Source organism: Pseudarthrobacter polychromogenes, assembly GCF_014644495.1.
Lineage (GTDB): Bacteria > Actinomycetota > Actinomycetes > Actinomycetales > Micrococcaceae > Arthrobacter > Arthrobacter polychromogenes.
On the sequence record NZ_BMKU01000002.1, the window covers coordinates 1 to 25,797 of the forward strand.

29 protein-coding genes are annotated in these 25,797 nt (G+C 65.4%); 19 read left to right on the forward strand and 10 right to left on the reverse strand.

Translation table 11 applies throughout. The features are described 5' to 3' along the window. Positions 1-175: 175 nt before the first annotated feature. Positions 176-805 carry a DUF6308 family protein gene (locus tag IEX43_RS20545; RefSeq protein WP_344672570.1) on the forward strand — a complete coding sequence of 210 codons (630 nt, stop codon included), beginning with the start codon at positions 176-178 and terminating at the stop codon, positions 803-805. A 327-nt stretch (positions 806-1,132) separates the two neighbouring features. Here IEX43_RS20545 and IEX43_RS03290 read toward each other — a convergent pair whose 3' ends face one another. Further along, a complete protein-coding gene (locus tag IEX43_RS03290; protein WP_188809073.1) occupies positions 1,133-1,633 on the reverse strand; it encodes a GNAT family N-acetyltransferase in 501 nt (166 codons plus the stop codon). Then, positions 1,630-2,496 carry a ribokinase gene (locus tag IEX43_RS03295; protein ID WP_188809074.1) on the reverse strand — a complete coding sequence of 289 codons (867 nt, stop codon included), beginning with the start codon at positions 2,494-2,496 and terminating at the stop codon, positions 1,630-1,632. The genes IEX43_RS03290 and IEX43_RS03295 overlap by 4 nt, the downstream gene beginning before the upstream one ends. Positions 2,497-2,638: 142 nt before the next feature. On the opposite strand from IEX43_RS03295, the gene IEX43_RS03300 reads away from it, so the two are divergent. Continuing rightward, positions 2,639-4,078 carry an MFS transporter gene (locus IEX43_RS03300; RefSeq protein ID WP_188809075.1) on the forward strand — a complete coding sequence of 480 codons (1,440 nt, stop codon included), beginning with the start codon at positions 2,639-2,641 and terminating at the stop codon, positions 4,076-4,078. 26 nt (positions 4,079-4,104) lie between these two features. After that, positions 4,105-5,106 (forward strand): nucleoside hydrolase, encoded by a 1,002-nt coding sequence (locus tag IEX43_RS03305; protein ID WP_188809076.1) that lies wholly within the window; start codon positions 4,105-4,107, stop codon positions 5,104-5,106. Between the two features lie 68 nt (positions 5,107-5,174). Here the strand turns inward: IEX43_RS03305 and IEX43_RS03310 are convergent, their stop codons facing one another. Next, the gene (locus IEX43_RS03310; RefSeq protein WP_188809077.1) at positions 5,175-6,398 is read right to left on the reverse strand and encodes an MFS transporter; all 1,224 of its coding nucleotides are present in this window, start codon (positions 6,396-6,398) and stop codon (positions 5,175-5,177) included. Between the two features lie 231 nt (positions 6,399-6,629). Beyond that, positions 6,630-7,412, reverse strand: coding sequence for a GntR family transcriptional regulator (locus IEX43_RS03315; protein ID WP_188809078.1), 783 nt, complete (start codon positions 7,410-7,412; stop codon positions 6,630-6,632). A 174-nt stretch (positions 7,413-7,586) separates the two neighbouring features. On the opposite strand from IEX43_RS03315, the gene IEX43_RS03320 reads away from it, so the two are divergent. Continuing rightward, the gene (locus IEX43_RS03320) at positions 7,587-8,321 is read left to right on the forward strand and encodes a mycothiol-dependent nitroreductase Rv2466c family protein (protein ID WP_188809079.1); all 735 of its coding nucleotides are present in this window, start codon (positions 7,587-7,589) and stop codon (positions 8,319-8,321) included. Between the two features lie 20 nt (positions 8,322-8,341). Continuing rightward, positions 8,342-8,842 (forward strand): SRPBCC family protein, encoded by a 501-nt coding sequence (locus IEX43_RS03325; protein WP_188809080.1) that lies wholly within the window; start codon positions 8,342-8,344, stop codon positions 8,840-8,842. 173 nt (positions 8,843-9,015) lie between these two features. Here IEX43_RS03325 and IEX43_RS03330 read toward each other — a convergent pair whose 3' ends face one another. Next, a complete protein-coding gene (locus IEX43_RS03330; RefSeq protein WP_188809081.1) occupies positions 9,016-10,347 on the reverse strand; it encodes a right-handed parallel beta-helix repeat-containing protein in 1,332 nt (443 codons plus the stop codon). A gap of 240 nt (positions 10,348-10,587) precedes the next feature. On the opposite strand from IEX43_RS03330, the gene IEX43_RS03335 reads away from it, so the two are divergent. Continuing rightward, positions 10,588-10,965: a VOC family protein gene (locus IEX43_RS03335; protein WP_188809082.1), complete on the forward strand. Its 378-nt coding sequence runs from the start codon at positions 10,588-10,590 to the stop codon at positions 10,963-10,965. Positions 10,966-10,969: 4 nt separating this feature from the next. On the opposite strand, the gene IEX43_RS03340 is transcribed toward IEX43_RS03335, so the two are convergent. The 3 genes from IEX43_RS03340 to IEX43_RS03350 all read right to left on the reverse strand — a co-directional run bounded on the left by IEX43_RS03340 (position 10,970) and on the right by IEX43_RS03350 (position 12,732). Continuing rightward, positions 10,970-11,491, reverse strand: a complete 522-nt coding sequence (locus tag IEX43_RS03340) for an HNH endonuclease (protein ID WP_229666293.1) — start codon at positions 11,489-11,491, stop codon at positions 10,970-10,972. 140 nt (positions 11,492-11,631) lie between these two features. Next, entirely contained in the window at positions 11,632-11,997 is a 366-nt protein-coding gene (locus IEX43_RS03345) for a hypothetical protein (RefSeq protein ID WP_188809084.1), read from the reverse strand. 9 nt (positions 11,998-12,006) lie between these two features. Then, complete coding sequence (locus IEX43_RS03350) at positions 12,007-12,732, reverse strand: hemerythrin domain-containing protein (protein WP_188809085.1); 726 nt, start codon at positions 12,730-12,732, stop codon at positions 12,007-12,009. 302 nt (positions 12,733-13,034) lie between these two features. Here IEX43_RS03350 and IEX43_RS03355 point away from each other — a divergent pair, with 302 nt between their 5' ends. Both IEX43_RS03355 and IEX43_RS03360 read left to right on the forward strand, forming a co-directional pair. Further along, positions 13,035-14,105, forward strand: coding sequence for a metallophosphoesterase family protein (locus tag IEX43_RS03355; protein WP_188809086.1), 1,071 nt, complete (start codon positions 13,035-13,037; stop codon positions 14,103-14,105). Positions 14,106-14,203: 98 nt separating this feature from the next. Further along, positions 14,204-14,434, forward strand: a complete 231-nt coding sequence (locus IEX43_RS03360) for a hypothetical protein (RefSeq protein ID WP_188809087.1) — start codon at positions 14,204-14,206, stop codon at positions 14,432-14,434. On the opposite strand, the gene IEX43_RS03365 is transcribed toward IEX43_RS03360, so the two are convergent. Further along, complete coding sequence (locus IEX43_RS03365; RefSeq protein ID WP_188809088.1) at positions 14,435-15,523, reverse strand: LacI family DNA-binding transcriptional regulator; 1,089 nt, start codon at positions 15,521-15,523, stop codon at positions 14,435-14,437. Positions 15,524-15,731: 208 nt separating this feature from the next. Here IEX43_RS03365 and IEX43_RS03370 point away from each other — a divergent pair, with 208 nt between their 5' ends. The 7 genes from IEX43_RS03370 to IEX43_RS03400 all read left to right on the forward strand — a co-directional run bounded on the left by IEX43_RS03370 (position 15,732) and on the right by IEX43_RS03400 (position 22,470). Beyond that, on the forward strand, positions 15,732-16,214 hold the full coding sequence (locus IEX43_RS03370; RefSeq protein WP_188809089.1) for a hypothetical protein: 483 nt from the start codon (positions 15,732-15,734) through the stop codon (positions 16,212-16,214). Between the two features lie 49 nt (positions 16,215-16,263). Next, the gene (locus tag IEX43_RS03375; protein WP_188809090.1) at positions 16,264-17,424 is read left to right on the forward strand and encodes a substrate-binding domain-containing protein; all 1,161 of its coding nucleotides are present in this window, start codon (positions 16,264-16,266) and stop codon (positions 17,422-17,424) included. 53 nt (positions 17,425-17,477) lie between these two features. Continuing rightward, a complete protein-coding gene (locus IEX43_RS03380) occupies positions 17,478-18,986 on the forward strand; it encodes a sugar ABC transporter ATP-binding protein (RefSeq protein WP_188809091.1) in 1,509 nt (502 codons plus the stop codon). Positions 18,987-18,988: 2 nt separating this feature from the next. Next, complete coding sequence (locus IEX43_RS03385) at positions 18,989-19,975, forward strand: ABC transporter permease (RefSeq protein WP_188809092.1); 987 nt, start codon at positions 18,989-18,991, stop codon at positions 19,973-19,975. A 46-nt stretch (positions 19,976-20,021) separates the two neighbouring features. Further along, positions 20,022-20,837: a sugar phosphate isomerase/epimerase family protein gene (locus IEX43_RS03390; RefSeq protein WP_188809093.1), complete on the forward strand. Its 816-nt coding sequence runs from the start codon at positions 20,022-20,024 to the stop codon at positions 20,835-20,837. 67 nt (positions 20,838-20,904) lie between these two features. Further along, the gene (locus tag IEX43_RS03395; RefSeq protein WP_188809094.1) at positions 20,905-22,077 is read left to right on the forward strand and encodes a levoglucosan dehydrogenase; all 1,173 of its coding nucleotides are present in this window, start codon (positions 20,905-20,907) and stop codon (positions 22,075-22,077) included. A gap of 66 nt (positions 22,078-22,143) precedes the next feature. Continuing rightward, positions 22,144-22,470, forward strand: a complete 327-nt coding sequence (locus IEX43_RS03400) for a putative quinol monooxygenase (RefSeq protein ID WP_229666294.1) — start codon at positions 22,144-22,146, stop codon at positions 22,468-22,470. 17 nt (positions 22,471-22,487) lie between these two features. On the opposite strand, the gene IEX43_RS03405 is transcribed toward IEX43_RS03400, so the two are convergent. Next, positions 22,488-23,150, reverse strand: a complete 663-nt coding sequence (locus IEX43_RS03405) for a TetR/AcrR family transcriptional regulator (protein ID WP_188809095.1) — start codon at positions 23,148-23,150, stop codon at positions 22,488-22,490. 99 nt (positions 23,151-23,249) lie between these two features. Between IEX43_RS03405 and IEX43_RS03410 the strand changes: the two genes are divergently transcribed. The 4 genes from IEX43_RS03410 to IEX43_RS03425 all read left to right on the forward strand — a co-directional run bounded on the left by IEX43_RS03410 (position 23,250) and on the right by IEX43_RS03425 (position 25,733). After that, positions 23,250-23,699, forward strand: coding sequence for a nuclear transport factor 2 family protein (locus tag IEX43_RS03410; RefSeq protein ID WP_188809096.1), 450 nt, complete (start codon positions 23,250-23,252; stop codon positions 23,697-23,699). Next, entirely contained in the window at positions 23,696-24,583 is an 888-nt protein-coding gene (locus IEX43_RS03415; protein WP_188809097.1) for an SDR family oxidoreductase, read from the forward strand. Before IEX43_RS03410 ends, IEX43_RS03415 begins: the two co-directional genes overlap by 4 nt. A 21-nt stretch (positions 24,584-24,604) precedes the next feature. Then, positions 24,605-25,081 carry a nucleoside deaminase gene (locus tag IEX43_RS03420; protein WP_188809098.1) on the forward strand — a complete coding sequence of 159 codons (477 nt, stop codon included), beginning with the start codon at positions 24,605-24,607 and terminating at the stop codon, positions 25,079-25,081. 106 nt (positions 25,082-25,187) lie between these two features. Further along, a complete protein-coding gene (locus tag IEX43_RS03425; protein WP_229666295.1) occupies positions 25,188-25,733 on the forward strand; it encodes a flavodoxin domain-containing protein in 546 nt (181 codons plus the stop codon). Positions 25,734-25,797: the final 64 nt, after the last annotated feature.

A 25,797-nucleotide genomic window follows, 5' to 3' on the forward strand; every position in this document is an offset into this window, starting at 1 on the left:
ACCGCTACTGCGCGCTCTGCCCACCGGCCCCCAAACACACGACGGGTGGACCCCAAAAGAGCGAATATTCACTTAAGAAGCTTTTGCAAAGGCGGACTAGTGGCGCACATACATATTCGGTTCGAACTCGATAGCATTTGCGTGTCCGGCCATCAAAAAATGGGGGTACTTGCCAATGTGCAGAAGTTTGTCGGAACTCCAGGCAACAGCGGGTGAAGTTCTAAGGGCATATACATCGCCAAGCGGCCATTTCGCATTTGCTACATACGACGTGCAAGGCGATACGAGCAGCTCCCTAACGCCAGCTGATGTACTGATGGCCAACCTCTTGAGCCTCAAACTTGGGTGGGAGGAAGTGGTTCCACTCTTTGCGGAGGGTGACGGACCAGCTCAGTCGCTACGCGAGAAGTTGAACCTAGCTCTTACAGACTTGGCTGTTACCGAGCACTTTGAAGATTATGATTCCGTCGAGAAGCTGGAAACGGCTGTTGCTAGCTTGGCTGCAGCGAATGCAGCAACAACTATGGTGAAGAATTGGACGCCCACAACCGTATCGAAGGTGCTGCACCGTCGACGCCCTCATATTGTTCCGCTCAATGACTCTTACGTACGTGCCTTCTATTGCGTCAAGACAACCGAGTCCAAGCTTCTTCGCGAGACACTCTGGAGGGACCTTCAGAGGAATAAAGAATGGATGTCTGAGCTGGCGTCTACAGCATGGACAGCTGATGGCCGAAAGTTGACCCTTCTGCGACTTGCCGACATTCTGATCTGGATGGACATGAGGAGCAGGAGCCGCAACTGAGGAAAGGGTATGGCCGTAGTTGGTCAACCAATTCAGTCCTATGGACGGTCGACGGCTGACCAGGGTTCCTTGTAGCGCTTCCTTCAAGCCAAGCCTGCAGTTAGGGCAAGACTGAAGAATTCAGCAGTCCAGCGAATAGCCGAATCGCCTTGGCCTCACGGAGCAGCGCCGGGTGCTGCCTTCTAGATTCGGAGGCCCACTTGGCAGACTGGCGTCTTCGCCCAAGTGGGCCTCCGATTACGGACGGAGCCCAGCGGGCCGTCGCGTGCTTCTGCTCGAACGCCTCGCCGGTGCGCTGCCGCAGCGACCATCTGGGTTTCGACAGCCTCAACCACCGAGCTCCAGCCGGAACACCCACAGCAGCACGTCCTCGCCCGGTACGTACCAGTCCCGTTCCGGCGCCCTGCGGAAGCCGAGCGACTCATACAGTCCGTGGGCGCGTTCCATGAACGTGGCGCTGGTGATGCTGATCGCCTCGATGCCGGGCAGCTGCCGGGCGTGCTCCACGATCTCGCGGACCACGGCACGGCCCACGCCGCCGCCCTGGCACGACGGGTCCACCGCCAGCATCCTAAACTCCAGCTCCCCGCCGGTGGCGATTTCGCTGTACGGCTGGCCGGCGAACGTCAGCGTCACCGCCGCGACCACCCTGCCGGCTGCCTCCGCCACCCACACCTGCGCATGCTCGGCACGGTGCTCCACGTCCTCCAGCACGCTCATGTACGGATGGTCCGCAGTGAAATGCCCCGCCCGTAGGTAGGCCTCACGGGTGACGCGTCGGACCTCCGGAAAGTCGGCCGGCACCGCCTGCCTGAACGCGATGCTCATAGCGCCCCCTCGGTTGAAACTGCCCGCTTCACGTAGTAACCCAGCTGTGCCAAATCTGGCTGCGAAGACGGATCGCCCACGGCATCCGCACCCACCGCATTGGCCACAGCCAGCGCATGCGCGTAGTCCAGCCCCTGCCGCAGGGCAAGCACCAATGCAGCGCAGAACGCATCACCGGCACCCACGGTGTTCGCCACCGTCACCGCAGCCGACGGCACCTCGGCAACCTTCCGGCCGTGCGCAAGAATTGCCGAGCCGTCCCCGCCGTACGTCACCGCCACCAGCTTCGCCGACGCGAGGGCCGGGATCAGGGCGTACTCGCTCTCGTTGACGATCACCAGATCGCAGCGTTCCAGCAGATCCGCCGGCAGGTCCATGGCCGGAGCGGCGTTCAGCACAAAGTACCCGGTGTGCCGTCGGGCTGCTTCCAGCACCACGGGCAGGCCAACCTCCAGCTGGCACAGCACCGTCTCCTCCGGGCCGAACTGCACCGCATCGAGCGAGAGATGAGAGTTGACGCCCGGGCACACCACGATCTGGTTCTCGCCGTCGCGGTCCACCACGATCAGCGCCGTCCCGGTCGGCTCCGGCAGGACAGCAACGTCAGCGGTGTCCACGCCGGCAGCCGCCAAAGCGTCCAGCATCCGCCGCCCGGACACGTCATCGCCCACCGCGCCGACCATCCGCGCGCTCCCGCCCAGCCGTGCGGCTGCCGCGGCCTGGTTGGCGCCCTTGCCGCCGGGCTGCTCGGACAACGCCGCGCCGCCGATGGTTTCGCCGGCGGTAGGCAGCCGCTCGGAGGAGGCGATCAGGTCCAGGTTGATGCTGCCGACGACGGTGACGGCAGGAGTTCGAGTGCTCATGGGAAGTCCTAACGGGGGAGGGGCCGGAAGCGGCCGGATTGAGAAATAGTGTAGACCATGGTTGTACTTGTGCGTCATACATGGTTGTATAACAACTTACATCCCAAGCGCAGGACTCGCCTGCAGAACAAAGGAGTTTGATGTGAACACCCCAACCCCGGCGGTAGCGGCGCCTTCCGCGGAAGCCGCCTCCGCCGTCGTCCTTCCCGACGAAACGAAATTCGCCGGCCGCCGCGCCGCCCTGCTGATCTCCACCTTGCTGCTGGGCGTGCTGTCCTTCCAGCTCAACGCCAGCATGGTCACCCCTGCACTGCCGCAGATCGCCGCCGAATTCGGCCAGGGTGCCGAGAGCGCCGCCCCCGTCCAGTCCATGTTCTTCCTTGCCGGCGCCATCGCCGGGCCCGTGATCGGCCGGTGGAGCGACTTCATCGGCCGCCGCGCCGCCCTGCTCCTGGTCCTCGGGATCATGGGCGCAGGCACCATCCTCTGCATCACCGCCCCCACTCTGGAACTGCTGGTCACCGGCCGGTTCCTGCAGGGCGTCTCCAGCGCCGTCTTCGCCCTCGCCTACATCGTGCTCAACGAAAACCTGCACGCCAAGGTGTTCGGCACCTCCGTGGGCATCATCGCCGCCATCAACGGGGGAGTGGGCGGCGTGGACGGCTACGTGGGCGGGCTCATGGCCGAGACCCTCGGCTTCCGGTCCATCTTCGTCGTCGTCCTGGTCCTCACGGCCATCGCCGCTGCCTGCATCATCAAAATCGTCCCGGCCGGACGGCCGCAGGGCGTGCGCGGCGCCATGGACTGGTGGGGCGCCGGATCCCTCTCGCTGTTCCTGGTGTTCACCACCTACTTCGTCTCCGGCGGCTCTTCTGCAGGTTGGAACGCGCCCTCCACTTTGGCTCTGCTGGCCGGCACCATCGCGTCCTTCGCCGCCTTCTGGCTGATCGAGAAGCGCCGCAGCCACCCGCTGATCGCCGTCCACCACCTGCGCTCCCGCCAGGTGTGGCCGGTCATCGCCACCACCGTCCTCACCCTGGCCGGCATCTTCGCCATCATCAACTTCACCGTGGTGCTGCTCAGCCAGGACCCCGACGGCGGCTTCGGGCTCACCGCCTCCATCTCGGCCCTGCTGTTCCTCACCCCCGCCGCTTTGATTGGCGTGTTTGCCGCGCCTTTGGCGGGATGGCTGGCCGACCGCCGCGGCTGGATCAAGACCCTCCGGGCCGGCACGGGGCTCAGCCTGGCGTGCGCCATCGCCGCCGCCACCTTCTCGGACAACCAGACGGCGGTGCTGATCGCCGTCGCGGCCCTGGGCATCTTCTACAACGGCTTCTTCCTCACCGCCATCAACGGGCTCTCGGTGCTCCTCTCACCCAAGGAAGCCCCGGCTGCCCTGCCCGGCATCAACGGTGCCTCCTTCGGCATCGGGGCGAGCCTCGGCGTCGTCCTCGTGGCGCCGTTCGCTGCCCAGGCCACGGCCGCCGGGTACGCCACCGCCCTCTGGATCTCGGTGGCCATCACCGCCGCCGCATTCATCGTCAGCCTCTTCGTCGCCGCCCCCAAGGGCGAGACCGTCTAACCCCCTTTTACCGTAGGAGAACCACCATGACCACGCCCTCCCCGTTCTACCTGGACTGCGACACCGGCATCGACGACGCCCTCGCCCTGGCCTACCTGCTGGCTTCTCCTCTTGCTTCTGTTGTCGGTGTTGGGACGGTGAGTGGGAACGTCAGTGCCGCCGCCGGCGCCCGCAACACCCTGGACCTGCTGGCGTTGGCCGGCTCCGGTGATGTGCCGGTGGCCCTTGGCGCGCACGACCCCCTCTTTGGCTCGTTCGGTGGCGGGGCGCCATGGGTGCACGGGGAGAACGGGATCGGCGGGGTTTCGCTTACGACGGCGGCTGCTTCTGTTGCATCCGAGAGCGCGGCTGAGATGCTGGTGCGGCTGGCCCACACGTACTCCGGTTCTTTGAAGGTGCTGGCCATCGGGCCGCTGACCAACATCGCCGAGGCGCTCCGGCTGGAACCTGCCTTGCCGTCTTTGGTGGAGTCCGTGACCGTGATGGGCGGGGCGGCTTTGGCCCCGGGGAACATTACCCCGGTGGCCGAGGCCAACATCTTCAACGACCCCGAGGCTGCCGCCCTGGTGCTGGCCGCCGACTGGGACGTGACCCTGGTGCCGCTGGACGTGACCATGAACTCTGTCCTGGAGGAGGCCCACCGGCGGTCGCTGCTGGCGTCTTCATCGCCGGTGCCGCAGGCGCTGGGGGAGATGCTCGGCTACTACTTCCGGTTCTACGAGGACATCTACGGCCGGCCCTGCTCCGCCATGCACGATCCGCTGGCGGCGGCGCTCGCCGTTGGTGCTGTGAAGGCTTCGCTTGCTCCCGTGGTGCGCGCCGCCGTCGACACCTCCGACGGGCCCGGCCGCGGCCAGACCATCTGCGACCTTCGGGGGCTGTATGCGGGCTACCCTCCGGTGGCGGGCGCCCGGTGCCGCGTGGTGCTCTCGCTTGAGGAGGACTTCGCGCCGCATCTGGTGGGGACGCTGCTTGGCTTCTTCGAAGCTACGACGGCGGGACTCGCCTCAGCGGGCTCCACCGCCTGAAGGCGCTCCTGCGGTGAGGAGAGCGCGTTGCCCGGCACGTCCGCAGGGACGCGCCGGGCAACGGGCATTCAGCTCACGTGCTCCGGGACCGGCCGGGTGGTGTTCTCTACGGCGTGCGGGACCGCCACCAGGGCCAGTACCGCGAGTGCACCGGCTGCTGCGAAGACGTAGAAACCCCAGGGGTAGGCGATGCCGGCTGCGACCAGCCCGCCCGTCACGGCAGGTCCGGCGATGGCGCCGACGCGGCCCACCCCGGCAGCGAACCCGAGGGCCGTGGCGCGCAGGCGGGCCGGGAACAGCTGGCTCACCCAGGCGTAAACGAGCACCTGGGAACTGAAGACAAACACGCCGGTGACGAAGACGAGGGCGTTGAGCAGGACGGCGTTCTCAACCTTGATGCTCAGCAGGGCAAGGCAGGCCGCGGAGAGGCCGAACCAGAGCAGCACGATGGGCTTGGTGCCGTGCTTGTCCGCCAGGATGCCGGCGACGATCAGGCCGGCGACGGCGCCAAGGTTCAGCACCAGAAGCAGGGAAAGGCCGGCACTGACAGGGTAACCAGCGGATGCCATGAGCTGCGGAAGCCAGGTGTTCAGGCCGTACACCAGCAGCAGGCCCATGAATGAGGCGGCGGCGATGGCCGCGGCAACCAGGGGGTAGGGCTTCTTCACCAGGTCCCGGAACCCGGTCTGTTCCTGCTTCTCCGCCGTCTGTGCAGCCGGCAGGGTCTCGGGCAGCTTGAACCACAAGAACGGCAGCAGGACAAGGCCGGCAAGACCTCCGACGACGAACATCGTGCGCCAGTCCGGGATGACCATCAGCGCCAGGAAAGCAGTTGCCACAGCCCCGACGTGGTAGCCGGTCATGGTGCGGGTGGTGGATTTGCCTGCGGATCCCACCGGTGAATAGTCGTTCATGTAGGCGAGGGCCACCGGAAGGCAGGCGCCCAGTCCCACCCCGGCCAGGAAGCGGAAGACGCCGAACATCGCCACGTTGGGCGCCCACGCCACCGCGAGGGTGAAGATCGAGAACCAGAACACGCAGGCAACCATCAGTTTACGGCGACCTAAGCGGTCTGACAGCGGGGCGATAAAGAGCGCGCCGAGGCCTACGCCGACGAGGGAGATGGTGGCAACCAGGGTGGCGCCGACCGCGTCGAAACCCAGTTCGCCGGTCTTGATAAGTGTGGGAATGACGGTGCCGAGCACCACCAGGTCAAAGCCGTCCAGGACCATGGCCAGCCAGCAAAGCCACACGGGCCACTGGGACCTGCGGATGGAGGGTGAAGTTGTCATGTAATCCTCATTGATCAGTGAAAGGGATAGGTGCACGCCGCCGCTAACAGCCTCATCGGCAGATGTGATGCGCGGCATACAAGCCGTCGACGAGAATACCCAAAGTTCATTCAACGCACAAATGTTCGCATGTCGAACGTCAGGAAGCATGGAAATCTTGTTTAGGTACGAAACATTCAGGGTTGTTGAAGTCCGGTTAGCTGCCCGGGAACTCCGCGGCGGCGGGTGGGTTTAGGACGGGAACTGCTGCATCACCGAGAGGTGGCCAGCCCGGGCGGACACCAGGCACTTGGCCAGGTAGAAGGGCCTGTTGCCGTTCCGCACGTACTGCGTCAGGACCAGCACCGGGTCCGACGGGCGCAGGTCCAGCAGCTTCGCCCGGCTGGGTCCCACCTGGCTGAGGCTGATCTGGCACTCGCCCGGCCCGGCCGGCCGGCCCAGCTGTTTGTTAAGCGTGGCAAGCAAGGTGGCCCCGCCGTCGTCCTCTATCTCAAGAGGTGCGGCGGCGCCCTTGCCGACGCTGACCGGCTGGGCGGTGACGTTTTCCTGCAGGTGGGCGATGGCCTCGCCGTCGCGGATCAGGACGGATTCCCAGAGCCAGCAGTCGGTGCCGGGCTCCACGCCAATGCCGGGGGCAACGAATTCGGACGCCGCCTGCCGGACCACCTGGGTGCGTTTGACCTCTGCCGGCTGGCCCGGGCGGCCGAGGACGTCCTCGAACGGCTGGATGCGTTCGATGCCGATGCGGGGGAGTGTGTCCGAGACGAAGCGTCCGACGCCGCGCCGCGCCCTGATGAGGCCGTCCTCCTCGAGCAGCATGAGGGCTTCGCGGACCACGGTGCGGCTGACTTTCATGTCCGTGCCGAGTTCGGTTTCCGTGGGGATCATGGAGCCGGGGGTGAGGAGGCCGTTGCGGATTGCTTCGGCGATCCGCGAGTACACCGCGACGCGCAGGGGCGCGCCGGGCTGGGCGGCCACCGGCTGGGACAGGAACCGGGCGGCGTCCTGGTGCACGTTATGCCTCGCTTTACAGGTGGTGGTGCGGGAGGATTTCCAGCCTACCGGTGTGACGGGTTTGTTGGACAAGCTTCGGTTGGCTGACTGTTCGGGCGGGCCTCCGTGCACATGGGGTGCGTGGTCTCCCGTGTCGAATAGACGCACGTCAATAACAGGTGCAAGGGTGGATGAGTGGATGCCGACATCAACTTCTATTTCGACCCGGTCTGCCCTTTCGCCTGGATGACAAGCAAATGGGTGCGCCAGGTGCAGGCGGCGCGCGAGTACACCGTGGACTGGCGGTTCATTTCGTTGCGCCTGATCAACGCCCACGGTGACTACGACGCGCATTTTCCGCCTGAGTACGAGGCCGGACACACGGCCGGGCTCCGGCTTCTGCGGGTGGCGGCCCGGGCACGGGCGGAGCATGGCCGCGAGTCGATCGCCCGGCTGTACGAGGCGTTCGGGACCCGCATCTTCGAAGCTGCCCCGGACACGGACCAGCGCACTGAAAGCGAGATGCGTGAGCGGCGCGGGACGCGTGAATTCGTGGAGCCGATCCTCGCTGAGGCCAGCCTGCCCCTGGAGCTCGCGGAGGCCCTCGACGACGACTCCTGGGACAGCGAGATCCGGCAGGAGACGGATGAGGCGCTGGCGCTGACGGGCAAGGATGTGGGCACGCCCATCATCCACTTTGAGCCGCCCGCCGGAGTGGCCTTCTTCGGGCCCGTGATCAGCCGGCTGCCGGACGAACACTCTGCCGCCGAACTCTGGGACCACGTGGTGGGGCTGGCACGCTTCCCTGGTTTCGCGGAGCTCAAGCGAAGCCTGCGTGAGCAGCCGCAGCTTCCTGCCTTCGGAGTCGCCGCAGATACCGCCGGTCAGCAGGAGGACTGGCACGGCGGCAGCCGGCGGCAGAAGAAGTGAACCTTTGTAAGGATGGATTCATGAACCAAAGCAGCACCCGCCAATACCAGGAGTCGGTCACGGTCCAGGCATCAGCCGAGACCCTCTACGACTTGGTCTCCGACATCACCCGCACCGGTGAGTGGAGCCCGGTTTGTACATCATGCTGGTGGGACGACCAGGACAGCGCCGGCCAGTCCGGGGCCTGGTTCACCGGGCGCAACGAGCTGCCGCAGCGGACCTGGGAGACCCGGTCCCAGGTGGTGGCAGCCGAGCGGGGCCGCGAGTTCGCCTGGGTGGTGGGTGGCAGGTTTGTCCGCTGGGGCTTCACCCTGGCCCCGGCAGATGGCGGGACCACGCTCACCGAGTCGTGGGAATTCCTGCCGGACGGAATAGCCATGTTCGAGGAGAAGTTCGGCGAAGGGGCATCGACCCAGATCGCCGACCGGACCCAGCAGGCGCTCGACGGCATTCCGAAAACGCTCGCTGCGATCAAACGAATCGCCGAATCCATCGATGCACATGAGGAGGCCCCGTCCTAAGACGGGAACTGCTGCACCACAGAGGGTTGCCCGGCGCCGGCCAGATGACCTTGGCGAGGGACGCAGGCAGGGTGATGCCGCCGTCGTCCGCTATCTCCAGAGGTGCCGCCAAGCGCAGGGGTGAGCGGGGCTGGGCGGCCACCGGCCAGGACAGGCGCCGTGGTGCCCCAGGGCTACCCCTGTCCATTGCCGGTACGGGAACGCCATGCGTCGAGCTGCTCGATGGTTTCCGGATGCTGGTAGGCAATCTTCTGCCCGCTGTCCAGCGAGATGGTGTTGCTGTGGGTCCTGATGCCCTCCGGGATCTGCCGCCCGGTGCCGCTGGAGCGCACGAAGTTGTCCTTGGCGCCCACAAAACTGTTCCGGGCAATCTCGATGTCGCAGGGCAGCTCCACGTCGTAGGTCAGCAGGTGCGTGCCCATGCCTGCCTGGTCCGGCCGGATGGTGGCAGCCCATGAGAAGCCGGCATCGCGGCAGTCGTTGTCCGTAAACGAGCACCGGATGTGTCCCGTACCTGCAGCCGGTGTTCCCCGGGACCAGACCTCCAGGCTCTGGTTGCAGTTCTCAATGGTGTTGCCCACGAACCTGCAGTCCGTCCACGCAACGTTGGATCCCTCGGCACTGCCCTGCATGGTGGTGCCCGTGTCATACGTCTGCCGGATCGTGTTGCCCTGGACCAGCACGTTGGCGCAGCCAATCCAGATTTCCACGCCGTTCCCGTACCGGGTGGTTTTTGATACCCGCGAACCGCCGATTTCCTCAATCAGGCAGTCCGTGACCTGCGCGTTCTGGGTCCCGTAAATTCCTACGCCGTGGGCGCCGTGGCCAAGGATGTGCAGGTCCGAGGCGTTGGTGTTGGAGGCGGGACGGAAACCCTGCTGTTTCACGGCTATCTCCACGCCGGCGCCCGGGGATGCGCCCAGCCTCACGTACACGTGGGTGTCGTCGCTGTAAAAGTCCCAGTCCTGCGCCAGGTCAGCCAGGTTCCACCGCTTCCAGCCGTGGATGGTGCCGCCGGCCTTCAGGAATCCGACGTCGGTTGAGGTTCCGGCCGTGTTGCCGGTGAACTCCCCGGATCCGGCCGCCAGGTTCAGCTTCCAGACGTTGGGGCTGTGCAGCACCCACGCGTCCTTGCTCACCTTGTAGCCGTTGATCTGTGGCAGCGCTCCACTGCCGTAGGAGCCGAGGGTAAAAGCTCCCGTTGTCCCTTTCAGCACGGGAACCTTGAGGGAGCCCCAGAACACGTCACCGCGCCGCAACAGGACAGCGTCGCCGCGCCCCACTTCGCCGGTGTCAAGCGCCGCCCTGACCCTTCCAAGCGTCTGCCAGGGTGCTGCCTTGGTGCCCGGGTTGGCATCGTCCCCGCCGCTGCTGACGAAGCGGGTGTTCGCGTAGGCAGGGGAGGGAACAACCGCCGTGGCCGGGGGAGTAAGCGCGCTGGGCACCCCGGCCGTTACTGCCGCAGCCCCAATCCACTCCAGGAACCGCCGGCGCCCCAGCATCATCGCGTCTCACCGGCCATGGACTCGGCACGGCGGCAGCTGAAAGGGCGGGGGAGGGGTTTTGAAAAAGGCACCAAAAGATTTTACAGGTCCTGGACTGGACTGGCTGCATCGCCGCTTCCTGCGCGTTAACGGAGGGTAATGCGGCCTTGGCATGTGGCAGACGTACATGTGGCTACGTTCGAGGCGCACTCATCCCTAAAGTAGGCGTGAGTCCGGGCAGGCCCTCCTACACTGGGGTTCATGGTCTCCCGTATCAGCGAACTGGTCCTGAACTGTGCCGATCCCGAACTCCTGGCAGGGTTCTGGAGCCAGGTGCTCGGATATGTCGAGCTCGACCGGGAGGACGGTGCCATCGAGATCGGCCCGCCGGACGCCGGGTTCGGCGGCCTGCAGCCCACCATCATCCTGAGCCCGAGCAGCAACCCGCGGACCGGACGCCTCCCCCTGCACATTGACGTCAACCCGGTGGACCGGGACCAGGACGCCGAGCTGGAACGCCTGCTTGCCCTGGGGGCCCGCCCCGCCGACGTCGGGCAGACCGGCAGCGAGCAGTGGCACGTCCTGGCCGACCCTGAGGGCAACGAGTTCTGCCTCCTGCGCAAGCGGCTTCACCCCTGACGGTCTACGGAAGCGGCTGCCTTTCGCCGACGGCAACGGCTGCGTCCAGCGGAACGTAGGTCTGCCGTCGCCGTTCCAGCCGCATTTGTTGTCCCGGAGAAGGGATTCGTGCGCCCTTGGCGCGGTTGCACCGGCTGCAGGCGGCCACAAAATTCTGCAGGCTGGTGGATCCGCCCTTCGACCAGGGATAGAAGTGGTCGCCATGCTCGGCCGCGCGGGAGCACCGGCGGCCGAATCCCGCCTCCATCTCACACACGCCACCCGCCCGCGCCATCCCTGAGCGGCGTTGCTGGCGCGTAAAGCGCCGCACTGGATCCCGCCGTCGAACGTCCTGTGCATTGATAACGGCCGCGGCAATGATGAGGACGACGGCGATCGCGCCCGGGAGCGTCACCCCGGTCACCACGCGGTCCAGCATGGAGCGGAAAACTCCGGCTGCCGTGGCCGCTCCGGACCCGGCGCCGGCATCCGCCTGCGGCATGAGCGAAAGAATGGCTGAGCCGAACAACCACAGGGTGACAGCCATGAACGCCAGGCGAAGGCAAATGCGTGTCCAATAAATGCGTTTCAGTTCCGGCATTCGGATGTCCCCCAACTCGTCCGCAGACCGTGACGCTGCCGTCCCGGGCATAACGAGATCGTACAGTCGTCATCCCAAATACGGGCTCATTCGCGGTAGTTTAAGGCGTCGAACTGCTCCTGCCAGTGCGACTTCTCGCCCTCGACGTACCGCCTGTGCGACGTGTTCCATTTGGGCCATATCTCGGACGCAACCTTCCTGTCGGGCTCCGCCGTGCCTGGGGCCCGGGTTGCGTGCGGTGGTGGCGGCGCCCGGAGTACGTTCCGGTTGGGGCCAGCGGCGGTTTTCTTCAGCACGCGCGGCTGGCTATTTCCTCCAATGAGCAGGTGCACGAGGTTCACAAGCCCAACTACCAGACCGAACGCCGCCCAGAGAATACCGACCAGGACCAGGGCACCCAGAAGGACGCCAATCCACAGCAGCAGCCCGATCGCAGGAAAGAGGAAGACCATGGTCGGCCTTTAAAGCGTCTCGGGGATCGGGCGTCCAGGAAAGAGCGTCGAGTACTGTTTCCGGTACATCCTGCGCCCGATGAGCCGGTAGCCCAGGCGGACCGGCGGGGGAATCTCCTTGAACAGTTCCCTCCGGTCTGCGGGCGGGTTCGTGGCCAGCACCATCCCCAGGTAGGTGACCAGGAATTTCTTGTCGAACTGCTCAATGCTGTGCTGCCCCAGTCCGTTCATTTCCTCCTCGGTCATCACCCTGTCCGCTACCGGCATCACCTCGGTGACCTCCCGGCGCAGGTGCACTTTGAGGATTGCCGAGAGGTCCTCGTAGCGCGCGGCCAGTTCCGCAGCGGACTCTGGATCCGGGGCCGCCATCCAGCGCAGGCGGATAGGCTCGATGCCCTCAAGCCGCTGGGTGACCTGCCGGTGCTGCTCCAGCATCTGCGCCACGTGCAGCGCACAGGCCGGTGCCCGCTGCTCCAGCTGCGGGTACATGAGCAGGTCCTCGCCCTCGTGGTGGATGTGGAGCACCTTGTCGAAGTTGCCGAGGACTTCACCCACGTAAGCGGCGCGGGCGGTGTCCCCGGCAGCGACCGAGCGCACCAGTCCGGGGGCCTCGTCGTAGGCCCAGAGGAAGAATCGGTGGATGCGCCGCATCCCGGCCGTCCCGGTGCACAGGACGGGTCCCGGCGGAAGGGGAGCGGCGGTTTCACCGGGCTGCATGGTGAAGAAATCAGTCATTGGATGGGCCCCTAACACTCGTCATTCCAGGACCAGGACCTCTCCCCGGGAGCATAGTATCGCTTGCACCAAAGCCGAACAATGGTCCGAACCAGCCGCAGGAGCGGCCACCCGGCCAGGCCACCTCGCATCCAGGGGCCCAAGCACAAGACCCAGTCAGCGGACGCACCCCGGCAGCGGTTTTCCGTGGGGACGGGGCACCCTTGACACCCTGTCCATGCTTGAGAATTATCAGAGGTGCCGGTGCGCCTGGTTGTCCCTCGCAGGACCACCCGAAGGCCGGTTTCTTGGAGGGTTACCGGATGCAGCCAGCACTCCCGCGGCACAGATCCCTCCGGAGCGTGGCCGCAGCCGCCGCAACCCTCGTGGCCGTCTCTGTTGCGGGGTGTACCGGCCCTCCACGGCCGCCGGACCGGCCGTCCCCGGCTGTGTCGTCCCCGTCTGCGACCCCCACGGCAACCCCGCCGCCCCGTGGCAAACCTGTCTTTCCCCTGCGCGATGTCCGGATCGCTGCCGTGGGCGACATGAACGGCGTGAGGACTTATGCCCCTGACAGCCCGTCCGGCAGGAACGGTGCGGCGATCACGCGGCTCGTGCAGAACAACGAGATTGACGCATTCCTGGGGATCGGGGACTTCCAGTACGACGCCGCGTACTGCGAGGACTATGTGAAGTACTGGACGAGGCTCTGGGCTGGCACTCTGCCCAAGCTGTACTGGGCATCCGCCCCCAACCACGACTGGAAACCCGGGCGCAACGAAGACCTCGACGATTTCATGAATGGCCAGTGCCCTGGTTCTTCTGCCAAGGCCGCCATCAACCATGAGCGCGGGTTCATCGAAAACGGCCAACCGTACTCGAAGGACTTTGGGAACTGGCACTTCGCGTTCCTCTCTTCCGCGCACTGGCGGTACAACCCGGCGCGGGCCCACGCGCTCACAACGTGGCTGGACCGGGACCTTGCTGCTGCCAAGGCTGCGGGCAAGCACCTGGCAGTGGTGCACCACGAGCCGTACTTTACGTCCAGCACGGAAACGCATAAGCGGAACCTGGACCATAAGCCGTGGATCGACGTGATGTGGAAGCACCGGGTCCGCCTGACCCTGTCCGGGTCGCAGCACAACTACGAACGCTCCTGCCCGGTGAACAACGCCGACCAGTGCGTCAGCGACGGGATGACGTCATTCCAGGTTTCCACGGGAGGCGTCGGGCTCCGCCCCTTCACCAGCAGCCCGCGGTATATCGTCAAGCGCTTCAGCGACACCCACGGGTTCCTCCGGCTGACACTGCGGGTGGACGGGTCCTTCGACTGGAACTTCGTGCCGACGTCGGGATCCAGCACGGACGCGGGGACCCGTCCCGCAGCGCAGTAATAAGGAGAGTACGACGGCGGTGCTGCCGCCGGCTTTGCGCAGGCGGTGAATTTGCCCGGGCAGTGACGTCAGTCCGGCCGGCGTGGGACACTTCGGCCATGGGCATCGAACAGTGGTGGACGAAGCTGCAACCGTCTACGCGGCAGTGGCTGATCAACAACAACGGAGATCAGGTGCCGGCGGCAGTGGCAGCCGAAATTGCGGAGGCCGGCGGACCGGCCGCGGACGACTCCTGGTGGGCCGGCCAGGGTGAAACCCCGGGGCATTACTTCCCCGACGACGCCATCGACTGGGTCGAGGCCACCGCGAACGGGGAAGAGCCGCAATAACTACTGCTTCTTTGCCTTTTTGCTGCTGCGGGATTTGGCCTGGACGGCACTGTTGCGGACCACAAGCGTGGGTGCGATGGGGGTGCGGTCCACCTCCCGCCCCTCCATCGCACCCAGAAGCACCTCCATGCTCATATGCGCCAGCGCCGTGAAATCCTGGCGCACAGTGGTGAGTGGAGGAAGGAAGTAATCGGAACCTTCAATATCGTCGAAACCCACCACGCTGACGTCGTCCGGCACACGGACCCCATTTTCGGCGAAAGCGCGGATCAGCCCGAGAGCCGTGTGGTCACTGGCGGCGAAAATAGCCTGGGGTATTTTTCCTTCCCGAACGAGCTGGAGGGCGGTCTCGTAGGCCCATCGCGGGCTCCAGTCGCCCTCCGGGCACAACCCCGGCTCAAGTCCGGCGTCGCGAAGCGCTGCCTCCCACCCGCGTTTGCGCACCCGCCCGTCGAACCAGTCCATGGAGCCGGCGAAGTGGGCGATGTCCGTGTGGCCCAGGTCGATCAGGTGCTGGGTGGCCAGCCGTGCGCCCAGCTCCTGGTTTTCCGAGTACGTAAAGACGTTGGGCGTTGACGATGCTCCCGCGGCGATCATCTCCACGGGCACACGGCACGAGGCATTCCATACAGCTGCCGCCATGTCCACCACAGGTGCAATGACAATGATTCCACCCACCCCGGTATCGTCCAGGGTGTCGAGGGCGGCCTGGACCGACTCTTCGTACGGCTGTTCAACACTAATGACGGTTGTGGCGTAGCCCTTGGTGCGTGCAACGTTCTCAAGGGCCATCAGCGTTCCCACCGGGCCGAAACGAGGCGAACCGTCGGAGAGTATGCCGATGGACGTGGACCGGCTGGTGACCAGGGCCGTGGCCGCCCGGTTCCTGCGGTACCCGATCTCCTTGATCACCTGCAGAACCCGTTGCCGCGTTGCGGCGCTCACATCCGGTGCATTATTGAGGACCCTCGAAACCGTGCCGAACGAAACGCCGGCCATGCTCGCCACATCATTGATGGTGGGCTTCCGGCGCAGCGGGCCATCCGCCAGCCTCTCGTTCGCCTCGTGGGGAACCGCTATGCCTGCCACTTGCTCTCCTGTCTTGCACCGCGCGTACACACCCCGGCTCCGTGCCTTATCGATCTTACGTCGGCCAGACCATCGCGGACGGTTAAAACCACTCCGAAAGTGATCCTTGACACAAATCTCCGTAAACGTTTACGATGATGTCCGTAAACGTTCACGGAAAAGCCGTAAACGCTTACGGAGTCAATATTTCAACGAGGAAAGGAGCGGGATGCCCGGCCCCATCGTCTACGCACTCGCGCTCGATCCGAACGCAGCGCTCCGGGATGTCGACCACGCCCAGTGGGCAAACCTGGAAGCACTGCTGGGGGATACGGTTCCCGGCGATCTTGCCGCCGCCGTCCGCGCCTTCGTCTCCGCAGGCTCTTCGGCGGTCATTGGAATCTTCGATGACAATCTCCTCTGGGCCAGCCTGGTGGTCTCCGTTGACAACTCAGGCAAACCCGCGTCAGTGTCCACCATCCACGGCCCGGCCGCGGAAGCTCCCGGCGGCATGGCCAAGGCTGCCGGCGAGGCGGTGAAGTGGGTTCAGGCCCACCACGGACCATGTTCCCTGGGCTTCTTCGTAGACAAGGTGCATGCAGAAGCGCTCCTGGGAGCCGCAGACAAGGCCGCTGCCATACGCTCAGCCTCGGCCTCCGGCGCACTCGTCCTGTCCCCGGTGCCACCTTCACTGGCCCTTGCCCTCGCCTGACCCATTCCAGGCATCCACCCCTATCCATCCACTCAAGCACTGGAGAACAATGATGATCCGCAGGCTTCCCTTTGTGGCCCTTGCCGCAGCCCTGTCTCTTTCCGTCGCTTCCTGCAGCAGTTCGACGTCGGGCGCCTCAAGCGTTCCCGACGCCGGCGTGTCCGAGAAGGCCCAGCAGGCCCTTGACGAGATCAAGGGCCAGGTCCTCAGCAAGGGGCCCAACGGCGAGACGCCGTCCCCGGCGTCCGCAGCAGACCTTACGCCGGAAGAGATTGAGAAGGTCAAGGCGCTCAACGCCACGGCCGCCATCGTGATGCACTACGGCGGAAACGACTGGGCCACGGCCCAGGTCAACGGCCTTAAGAGCGAATTCGAAAAGCTCGGCATCAAGGTCATCGCCACAACCGATGCGAACTTCAAGCCGGACAAGCAGGTTTCGGATATCGAGACTGTCATGACGCAGGAGCCTGACATCATCGTTTCCATCCCCACGGACCCCGTGGCCACGGCATCCGCATACAAGAAGGCCGCGGAGGCCGGCACCAAGCTCGTCTTCATGGACAACATCCCCCAGGGCCTGACCGCCGGCCAGGACTACGTCTCCGTTGTCTCTGCCGACAATTACGGCAACGGCGTTGTCTCAGCCCACCAGATGGCCAAAGCACTGGGTGGCAAGGGGAAGATCGGGCTGGTCTTCCACCAGGCCGACTTCTTCGTGACCAAGCAGCGCTATGAAGGCTTCAAGGAAACCATCACCAAGGAATACCCGGACATCCAGGTGGTCGAGGAAAAGGGGATTGCCGGCCCTGACTTCGCTGGAGACGCCCAGGCCGCTGCCAACGCCATGCTGAGCAAGTACCCTGACCTGTCCGGCATCTGGGCGGTGTGGGATGTGCCTGCAGAAGGCGTCATGGCCGCTGCCCGGGCCGCGGGCCGGCAGGACCTGAAGATCGCCACGGAGGACCTCGGCAAGAACGTCGCCATTGCCCTGGCCAAGGATGAACTCGTCGTCGGCCTCGGGGCCCAGGTCCCGTTCGACCAGGGCGTCACGGAAGCCCGGCTGGGCGCAGGCGCCCTCATCGGCAAGGAAGCGCCCGCCTACGTGGCCCTCAGTGCCCTCCCGGTTGACCACTCCAACGTCCTGGAGGCCTGGAAGCAGGTCTACCACGAGGATGCACCGAAGGACATCCAGGACTCCTACAAGAAGTAGCCAAAAACCGGCGGTGCGGGGTGTCCACCCCGCACCGCACCGAAAGGGCAACGATGAACACCGCAGACAATGTCGTCGAAATGCGCTCGATTTCCAAGGGCTTCAACGGCGTTCCCGTCCTGAAGGACGTCAGCTTCGACGTCCGCAAGGGCGAGGTCCACGCACTGGCGGGCGGCAACGGCGCCGGGAAGTCCACGCTCATGAAGATCCTCCAGGGCGTCTACCAGGCAGACGCCGGGGAGATCCTCATTGGAGGCAAGCCGGCCGTCATCAATACGATCCAGGACGCGAAGGCCGCCGGGATCGGCATGGTCTTCCAGGAATTCAGCCTGGTGCCGAGCCTGACCGTTGCACAGAACATCTTCCTGGGCGCGGAACCGCTCGGTCCCGGACGGCTCATCGACGACCGTGCGGCGGTGCGCCGGGCCAGGGAAGTTTTCGCAGAGATGGAGGTCGACGTCGATCCCCGCGCCCAGGTCTCACGGCTCGGTACTGCCTACTGGCAGCTGACCGAGATCGCCAAAGCACTCGCACAGAACGCGCAGGTGCTGATCATGGACGAACCCACTGCCAGCCTGGCCCGGCACGAGTCCGAGGCGCTCTTCGAACTGATTGACCGCCTCAAGCAGCGCGGCATTTCAATCATCTACATCTCCCACCGCATGGATGAGGTGTACAGGCTCGCGGACAGGATCACCATCCTCCGCGACGGCCGCCACCTCCTCACCGCGCCGCTGACGGATGTCACCCCCGAGCAGATCGTGGAAGGCATCGTGGGCAAGAAGATCGAGGGCCAGCTTTCCTACCGTGCGCGTGACCATGCGGAACACACCGGGGCGCCGCTGCTGGAAGTCCGCGGCCTCAATGCGGGGCCGCGGGTCCGGGATGTTTCCTTCGCGCTCCGGCCCGGCGAGATCCTGGGCCTGGCAGGACTGATGGGCAGCGGACGCACCGAACTCGCCCGTGCGCTCTTCGGCATTGACAAGGTGGACAGCGGCGACGTCCTCCTGCGCGGCAAAAAGGTCACCCTTGCCTCGCCGCAGCAGGCCATCAACGCCGGCGTCGCCCTCATCCCGGAGGACCGCAGGGCCCAGGGCCTCGTCCTGGACCACTCCGTCCGGGACAACCTGCTGCTTCCCCTCCTGGGCCAGATCCAGCGGGGACCGCTCCTGGACGGCGCCAAGGGCAAGGAATTGTCCTCGTCCCTGATCAAGAAGTTCGCGGTGAAGGTGGCCCACCCCCACCGCCCGGTGCGTCTCCTTTCCGGCGGAAACCAGCAGAAGGTGGTCATCGCCAAGTGGCTGGGCACCGATCCGGACATCCTGATCCTGGACGAGCCAACGGCCGGCGTCGATATCGGCACCAAGAGCGAAATCCTGGACATGATCCGTGCGCTCGCCGGCGCCGGCAAGGCCGTCATCGTCATCTCCTCCGAGTACCCCGAACTACTCGCGGTCAGCGACCGCGTCCTCGTCCTCAAGGACGGCTCCATCATCCGTGATATCCCCCGCAGCGAGATCGCTGACGAGGAATATCTCCAACTCGCAGTGCAGGGAGTCTGAAAGTGAGCAAGGCAAACACCATCGCGCCGCGGGACACCGCGGCCCCCCGCAGTCTCAGCACCATCCTCAAGGACCTCGACTGGCGGCGCTACGTCATCTACATCGGCTTCGTCGTCGTCTTCCTCTTCTTCGCCGTCCTGCTCCGCGACCAGGGCTTCCTGTCGCCGAACAACCTGCTGAACATCTTCCGGCAGACCGCCACGATCACCGTCATCGCCGTCGGCATGACCTACGTGATCGCGTGTGCGGAGATCGATCTCAGCGTCGGATCCGTGGCCGGCCTTTCCAGTGTGTGCACGGCAATGGCACTGTCCCAGTTCGGCCTGATCCCCGGCATCCTGGCCGGGCTCGCCGTCGGACTGGTGGTCGGGTCCATCAACGGTGCCTTGGTCAGCCTCCTTGGCATCCCGTCCTTCCTGGTGACACTCGGCATGCTGGGGATAGCCGTGGGCGTTGCCCAATGGATCACGGCGTCGGCGCCCCAGCCCATCCTGAACGACACGTTCAACACGCTGTTCGGATCCGGCAACTTCGGTCCAATACCCGGCCTGGTGGTCTGGAGCGCCATCTTCGTCGCCATCGGCGCCGTGGTGCTGAACCGCACCAAGTTCGGCCGCCAGGTCCTGGCCACGGGCGGCAACCGCAACGCCGCAGATTTCACCGGCATCAACACCAAGCGCATCAAATTCCAGGTCCTCCTCATCTCGGCCATGGCGGCAAGCGTCGCCGGCATGCTCTACGCCGGCCGCCTCCAGTCCGGACGGTTCCAGTGGGGCTCCGGAGACGAGCTTTCCGCCATCGCCGCCGTCATCCTGGGTGGAACCAGCCTCTTCGGCGGGTTCGGTTCCATCATCGGCACCCTCTTCGGTGCCCTGCTGATTGGCCTGATCAACAACGGACTCATCCTGGCCGGGCTCGACAGCAGCCAGCAGCAGGTGGTCCGGGGCGCCATCATCATCCTGGCCGTCGCACTGGCCCGGAAGAAGTAGCACCCATGACCCCCAAATCTCCTGTGGCACCTGAAAGGCACAAGCAATGAAACTTGGTTACTGTTCCATTACCTGGGGCGGCGTGGTGGGCCACCCCCAAGGCGTGACGAGCGTCAAGGACCTTTTCTACATGACCCACGGGTCCATGAAGGATGCCGTCCGGGACATCGCATCGGTGGGCTACGAGGGCGTTGAGATGTTCGATGGCAACCTCGCGGAATACGCGGATAAGCCGGAGGAACTCAAGGACATACTGGGCGGCTCCGGAGTTGCCCTGACCAGTGTGTATACCGGCGCCAACTTCATCTATGCCGATATCCTTCCCGACGAACTGCACCGGATCCATCGGGCGGCCGAACTGGCCGCGGACTTCGGGGCGGAACGCCTGGTAGTCGGAGGCGGCGCCCGCCGTGCGGCGGGAACCACCGAAGAGGACTACCACCGCCTCGGCACGGCCCTGGACAGGGTCATGGACATTGCAGAAAGCTTCGGGCTCTCGGCCAGCTACCATCCGCACCTGACCACCATCGTGGAAAGCCCGGACGAGCTGGACAAGCTCATGCCGCTCACCCGGATCGGCTTCTGCCCCGACACCGCCCACCTTGCGGCCGGGGGAGCGGACCCGGCCGCGGTCATCCGGAAGTACCCCGACAGGATCCGGCACGTCCACCTCAAAGACCTTCGGCGGGACCCCTTTGCGTTCCTGCCCCTGGGCCAGGGCGAACTCGACTTCCCGGACATCCTCGCCGCCATCCGGGAGAGCGGCTACGACAGCTGGCTCATGGTCGAGTTGGACGGCTACGACGGCGATCCCCGGGAAGCCGCCGAGATCAGCAAGAAGTACCTCGAAAAAATCCTCTGACTTCACTCCCACTGGGAAGCCGCAGCAGGCGCTCCCGCCATCTTTTTCCGAAAGGAACCCGATTCACATGCAGAACCTCAACGTTGGCCTCATCGGAGGCGGCTTCATGGGCAAAGCCCATTCCCTCGCTTACGCGGCCATGCCCATGTTCTTCTGGCCGGCACCTGCCCTTCCGGTCCGCAAGGTCATCGCGGAGGCCAACCCCGAGCTGGCCTCGGAAGCGGCCCGCCGTTTCGGCTTCGAAAAGTCCACCTCGGATTGGCGCAGCATCATCGACGACCCGGACATCCACGTCGTAGACATTGCAACGCCCAACCACCTCCACGCCGAGATTGCCATTGCCGCCGCCGAAGCCGGCAAGCACATCATCTGCGAAAAGCCCTTGGCCCGCACCGGTGAGGAATCCAAGGCCATGTACGACGCGGTCAAGGATAAGAACCTCGTCCACATGGTTGCGTTCAACTACCGGCGGACCCCGGCCGTTGCCCTGGCCAAGAAATACATCGAGGAAGGTGCCATAGGCCAGATTCTCAACTTCCGCGGGACCTACCTGCAGGACTGGAGCGCCGACCCCAACTCCCCGTTGTCCTGGCGTTTCCAGAAATCGATCGCAGGCTCCGGCGCCCTGGGCGACATCGCCACGCACGTCATCGACATGGCCCGGTACCTCGTCGGCGAGTTCAGCGCCGTCAACGCCCTCCTGTCCACCTGGATCCCCGAGCGGCCGCTTCAAACCGGTGGTGCCGACGCGCTCGGCACGGTACGTGGCGGGGAGGGCCCCCGGGGCCAGGTTGATGTGGACGACGAAGTGATGACCATGATCCGCTTTGCCAATGGTGCCGTGGGTTCCGTGGAAGCTACACGCAATGCCCACGGGCGGAACAACTACATCACGTTCGAAATCCACGGAACCGAAGGAAGCATCGTGTTCAACTACGAGCGGCGCGACGAACTGCAGGTCTGCTTCGCCTCGGACCAGGGCGACCGCCGCGGATTCCGGACCGTCTACACCGGCCCTGCCCATCCGTACGGGGAAGGCCTCTGGCCCATCCCGGCGCTGGGCATCGGCTACGGGGAAACGAAAATCATCGAGGCCTACGACTTCTTCAAAGCCATTGCCGAAGGCGGAAGCGTCAGCCCCAACTTCGAAGACGGGTACCAGGTGGCCCTCATCGACGACGCGATCGTCGAGTCCGCTGCGAAGGAATCGTGGGTGGAGGTTCCGCAGATCAACGCATGACCCAACGGGAGGGGCGGCGATCCTGCCGCCCCTCCCGCACGCGCAACAGCACCCGAGGACGTGAAATTGACGCACACAACAGTGAGCCAGGACGAAGCCCAGGTCTGGCTGATGCCAGTGTTCACCGCAAGAGCAGGGCACGAAGCAGCGCTTCATGAAGCACTCGTTGGGCTGCAGTCCGCGAGCCGAAAAGACGCCGGATGCCTGGAATACACCGTCTTCTCTGACGATCAAAGGCCCGGTACGTTCGTCCTCTTTGAGGGATGGGCCCGCCACGAGGACCTCAAGGCCCACAACGAAGAAGACCATGTGAAGGAATTCGTGAAAGGGGTGCAGTCACTCCTTGCTGCACCGTTCTCCGTAACTCCCATCACGCCCCTTACCGGGCCCTAAACGGCGGCCTGCCTGCCTCAGCCGTCGGCCAGGAGGCTGGCCGCCAGCGTCCTGGCAACGAAGCGGCCGAAACGCTCCGCGGTCCAGCCGCGCTTGAGGACCAGGGTCTCGTAGAGCTCAGCCGAAGTGCCCATAAAGAAGACGTCAGCAACCTCTTCCACCGCAAGGCCCGGCCTCAGGAACCCCCTCCCGAGCACCTGGCGTGCGTTGTGCAGCATGCGCTGGTACCGCTCCTCGTCCACGTCCCGAAGGAGCGCGGCCATGTCCGGGTCCCCGCTGGCCGCGGCGTCCCTGATGAGGAGAAAGACGGGCGAGCCCAGCGGGCTGACTTCCGCGACGAACCGGCCGAACTGCTCCATGAGCTCGCGGGGGTCTGCGACGGTGGCCTGGGCCCGGTCCGACCGCTCTTCAGCCGGCGGACCTCCTGCTCCACGCAGGCTCTGTTCGTAGATGGCCCGGACGAGACCCGGCTTTCCGCCAAACCCCTTGTATACGGATTCCTTGGAGACGCCGGCGGCATGGGCGATCGCGGCGATGGTGGTCCGGCCGTATCCGTTGGCCAGGAACAGCTCGCGCGACTGGGCGAGCACCCGCTTCCTCGACTCCTCGGCCGCCTCCTGCCGGCGCCGGGTGTCGTAGCTCCGGGAGCGGGGCGGCGCACCGTTGACCGCAGGACCCATCGGGCTTAAGCTCCTTGTATCAGTTGAATACAGCTGACTGTAATTGATTACAGCGTACCAGCCTCTCCGCCTTCCGCGACGGACACCAAGGAGCAGATCATGGACGCTTCAGGAATCGACCGCGTGCCCGACGGCCCGGTGCGGCGCATGCTGGCCGCAGCCAATCGCCATGACCTCGAGGCCATGCTGACCGAGTTCGCGGATGACTACCGGAATACCACCCCCGCCCACCCGGCCCGCAGTTTCACCGGGTCGGTCCAGGTCCGCAAGAACTGGGCTGCCCTCTTTGCCGGCCTGCCGGACCTCTCACTCACCGTCCATGACGCCGCCACCGGACCGGCCGGCAGGATCTGGCTGGAATGGAGCAACCGCGGCACCCGGGCGGACGGATCCGTGCAGCGCGCCGCCGGCGTGTCCATCCTTACCGTCCGCGACGACAGGATCGCTGCGGCCCAGTTCTACCTCGAACCCGTGGATCACGAGCCCGGCGACGTCAATGTTGCCATCGGTGAAGCGGTCCGCGGGAACGCCGGAGGTGGCCGGCCATGATCCTGGTCGTCGGCGGCACAGGCCGCCTTGGCCGCGCCGTGGTTTCCCTTCTGGCGCAGGCCGGCTACAGGGTCCGCGTCATGGCGCGGGGCAGTTCCCGTCCTTTCGCCACGACGGTGAGCGACGGGGTCGAACTTTTCTGCGGCGATCTTGGCTCCGAAGCGGACTGCCGGGAAGCAGCGGCGGGCTGCACTGAGGTGGTCTTCGCGGCCTCGGGGTTCGGGCTCAAGGACTCCAGCCCGCGCACCGTAGACCGCGACGGCGCCATCCGCCTGGTGCGCGCCGCAGCGGAAGCAGGGGTACAGCACATGGTGATGATGTCCATGCACGGCGCCGCCCCCGACGGGCCCATCGATTTCCTGCGCTGCAAGGCCGCGGCCGAGGACGCCGTCCGCGCGTCAGGCATGGACTGGACGGTTGTCCGGATCGGATCGCTCCTGGAACAGCGGCTCGAGATGATGGCCGTCCCGCTCGAGTCGAAGGGCAAGGTTCCTGTATTCGGTTCCGGATCCGTCCCGGTGACATACACCTCGGTGCAGGACGCGGCCGCCGTCGTGGTCCGTGCCCTCAAGGACCCGGCGCTGCGGAACCGTGTCATCGAATGGGGCTCGCAGACGCTCACCGGCGATGAGTTGGCGGAAGCTGTGCTTTCCCGGGCCGGCCATGGCGCGGTCCAGCGGGTCCCGGCGGCTGCCTTAAAGGTGCTGTCCGTGGCTGCCAGGCCGTTTTCTCCGTTCCTTGCCCGGGCGGCAGGGGCCGGTATCTGGGAGGAGTCCGGAGCAGCTGCTTTCCCGTTTGGTCCGGCCCGGGCGGAGTTTCCGGACATTTCCGTCACCGGGCTGCAGTTTGGCAAGCCGGCCCGTGGGCCGGGACGCCCGGCCTAGCGGGCATGCAACAATGACGCCATGACCCAAGAGCAGCATTCCTCCACCGCGCAGCTGGACAGTACCGACCGCCCCGCATTCGAAGCCGCCTACCAGGCCGCCCAAAAGAGCCTGGCCGGTGGCGGCATTCCCATCGGGGCTGCGCTTGCCCGGAACGGCGAGGTGGCTGCCAGCGGGCACAACGAACGCGTCCAGAACGCCGATCCTATTGCGCATGGGGAAATGTCCGCGCTCCGCGCCGCCGGGCGGCAGAAGACCTACCGCAACACCACGCTGTACACCACCTTGGCTCCGTGCGCCATGTGCGCCGGAACCATCATCCAGTTCAAGATCCCGCGCGTGGTGGTGGGGGAGGCGCGCACGTTCGACGGCGAGCTGGAGCTCCTCCGGTCGCGCGGGGTTGAGGTGGTGGTGCTGGATGACCAGCGTTGCGTGGACATGATGCGCACCTTCCAGGCAGACCACCCGGAGCTGTGGGCGGAAGATATCGCGGAGTAGGGGATTTCCGGGGGACCTTGATACGGGCCCAGAGTCGGGACCTATGGCCCGTCCCGGCCGCCGCACTGTCCATCAGACTGGAGAGTGCACGAGTGGAGGTTCAGGGATGGCTGTTCTGGTTGCGTATGCCAGCGCGATGGGTTCCACGCAGGAGATCGCCCAGCATATAGCGGACCGCATGGCGGCTTCGCTAGAAGGCGTAGAGTGCCGTTCCGTGGACGGTGTGGAGTCGGTCTCCGGCTACGACGCTGTTGTGGTTGGCAGCGCCATACACAATCAGTCGTGGTTGCCCGCGGCCGATCAGTTCTTCGCCCGGCATGCCTCTGAGCTCGCCAAGCGGCCCGTCTGGGCCTTCAACGTGGGGATGGCCGACGCCCTGCCGAAGCCGTTCCGCAAAAAGGGCGCGGCACTGCAACAGGCACGCCTGGCAGGAGTCCTGCCCCAGGACCTTGCGCTTCGCGGCCACAGAATGTTCTCCGGCGTCTACAAGGCAGACCAGATGTCGTCAGCGCTGCGCACCCTGTTCCGGCTCACCGGCGGCCGCTTCGGGGACTTCCGGGACTGGACCGCCATCGACGCCTGGACCGACGAGATCGCGGCCCAGCTCGCCACACCAGCGTCGCCCACCTCCCCTGGCAGCGCGGCGGCATAACGACGGCGGGCAGCGCACCGCCGTCGTACTTCTCCAGGAGGGGTTACGTGCGCGCTCGCCTGAA

Coding starts and splice junctions, on each gene's coding strand:
- IEX43_RS03340 (WP_229666293.1), bottom strand. CDS start 11,491: ATGGCTGTCACCCTGTGGTTGTTCGGCTCAGCCATTCTTTCGCTCATG.
- IEX43_RS03360 (WP_188809087.1), top strand. CDS start 14,204: ATGGGCATCGAACAGTGGTGGACGAAGCTGCAACCGTCTACGCGGCAG.
- IEX43_RS03350 (WP_188809085.1), bottom strand. CDS start 12,732: ATGACTGATTTCTTCACCATGCAGCCCGGTGAAACCGCCGCTCCCCTT.
- IEX43_RS03380 (WP_188809091.1), top strand. CDS start 17,478: ATGAACACCGCAGACAATGTCGTCGAAATGCGCTCGATTTCCAAGGGC.
- IEX43_RS03310 (WP_188809077.1), bottom strand. CDS start 6,398: ATGACAACTTCACCCTCCATCCGCAGGTCCCAGTGGCCCGTGTGGCTT.
- IEX43_RS03375 (WP_188809090.1), top strand. CDS start 16,264: ATGATGATCCGCAGGCTTCCCTTTGTGGCCCTTGCCGCAGCCCTGTCT.
- IEX43_RS20545 (WP_344672570.1), top strand. CDS start 176: ATGTGCAGAAGTTTGTCGGAACTCCAGGCAACAGCGGGTGAAGTTCTA.
- IEX43_RS03395 (WP_188809094.1), top strand. CDS start 20,905: ATGCAGAACCTCAACGTTGGCCTCATCGGAGGCGGCTTCATGGGCAAA.
- IEX43_RS03295 (WP_188809074.1), bottom strand. CDS start 2,496: ATGAGCACTCGAACTCCTGCCGTCACCGTCGTCGGCAGCATCAACCTG.
- IEX43_RS03345 (WP_188809084.1), bottom strand. CDS start 11,997: ATGGTCTTCCTCTTTCCTGCGATCGGGCTGCTGCTGTGGATTGGCGTC.
- IEX43_RS03370 (WP_188809089.1), top strand. CDS start 15,732: ATGCCCGGCCCCATCGTCTACGCACTCGCGCTCGATCCGAACGCAGCG.
- IEX43_RS03355 (WP_188809086.1), top strand. CDS start 13,035: ATGCAGCCAGCACTCCCGCGGCACAGATCCCTCCGGAGCGTGGCCGCA.
- IEX43_RS03390 (WP_188809093.1), top strand. CDS start 20,022: ATGAAACTTGGTTACTGTTCCATTACCTGGGGCGGCGTGGTGGGCCAC.
- IEX43_RS03410 (WP_188809096.1), top strand. CDS start 23,250: ATGGACGCTTCAGGAATCGACCGCGTGCCCGACGGCCCGGTGCGGCGC.
- IEX43_RS03425 (WP_229666295.1), top strand. CDS start 25,188: ATGGCTGTTCTGGTTGCGTATGCCAGCGCGATGGGTTCCACGCAGGAG.
- IEX43_RS03335 (WP_188809082.1), top strand. CDS start 10,588: ATGGTCTCCCGTATCAGCGAACTGGTCCTGAACTGTGCCGATCCCGAA.
- IEX43_RS03330 (WP_188809081.1), bottom strand. CDS start 10,347: ATGATGCTGGGGCGCCGGCGGTTCCTGGAGTGGATTGGGGCTGCGGCA.
- IEX43_RS03420 (WP_188809098.1), top strand. CDS start 24,605: ATGACCCAAGAGCAGCATTCCTCCACCGCGCAGCTGGACAGTACCGAC.
- IEX43_RS03405 (WP_188809095.1), bottom strand. CDS start 23,150: ATGGGTCCTGCGGTCAACGGTGCGCCGCCCCGCTCCCGGAGCTACGAC.
- IEX43_RS03325 (WP_188809080.1), top strand. CDS start 8,342: ATGAACCAAAGCAGCACCCGCCAATACCAGGAGTCGGTCACGGTCCAG.
- IEX43_RS03290 (WP_188809073.1), bottom strand. CDS start 1,633: ATGAGCATCGCGTTCAGGCAGGCGGTGCCGGCCGACTTTCCGGAGGTC.
- IEX43_RS03415 (WP_188809097.1), top strand. CDS start 23,696: ATGATCCTGGTCGTCGGCGGCACAGGCCGCCTTGGCCGCGCCGTGGTT.
- IEX43_RS03305 (WP_188809076.1), top strand. CDS start 4,105: ATGACCACGCCCTCCCCGTTCTACCTGGACTGCGACACCGGCATCGAC.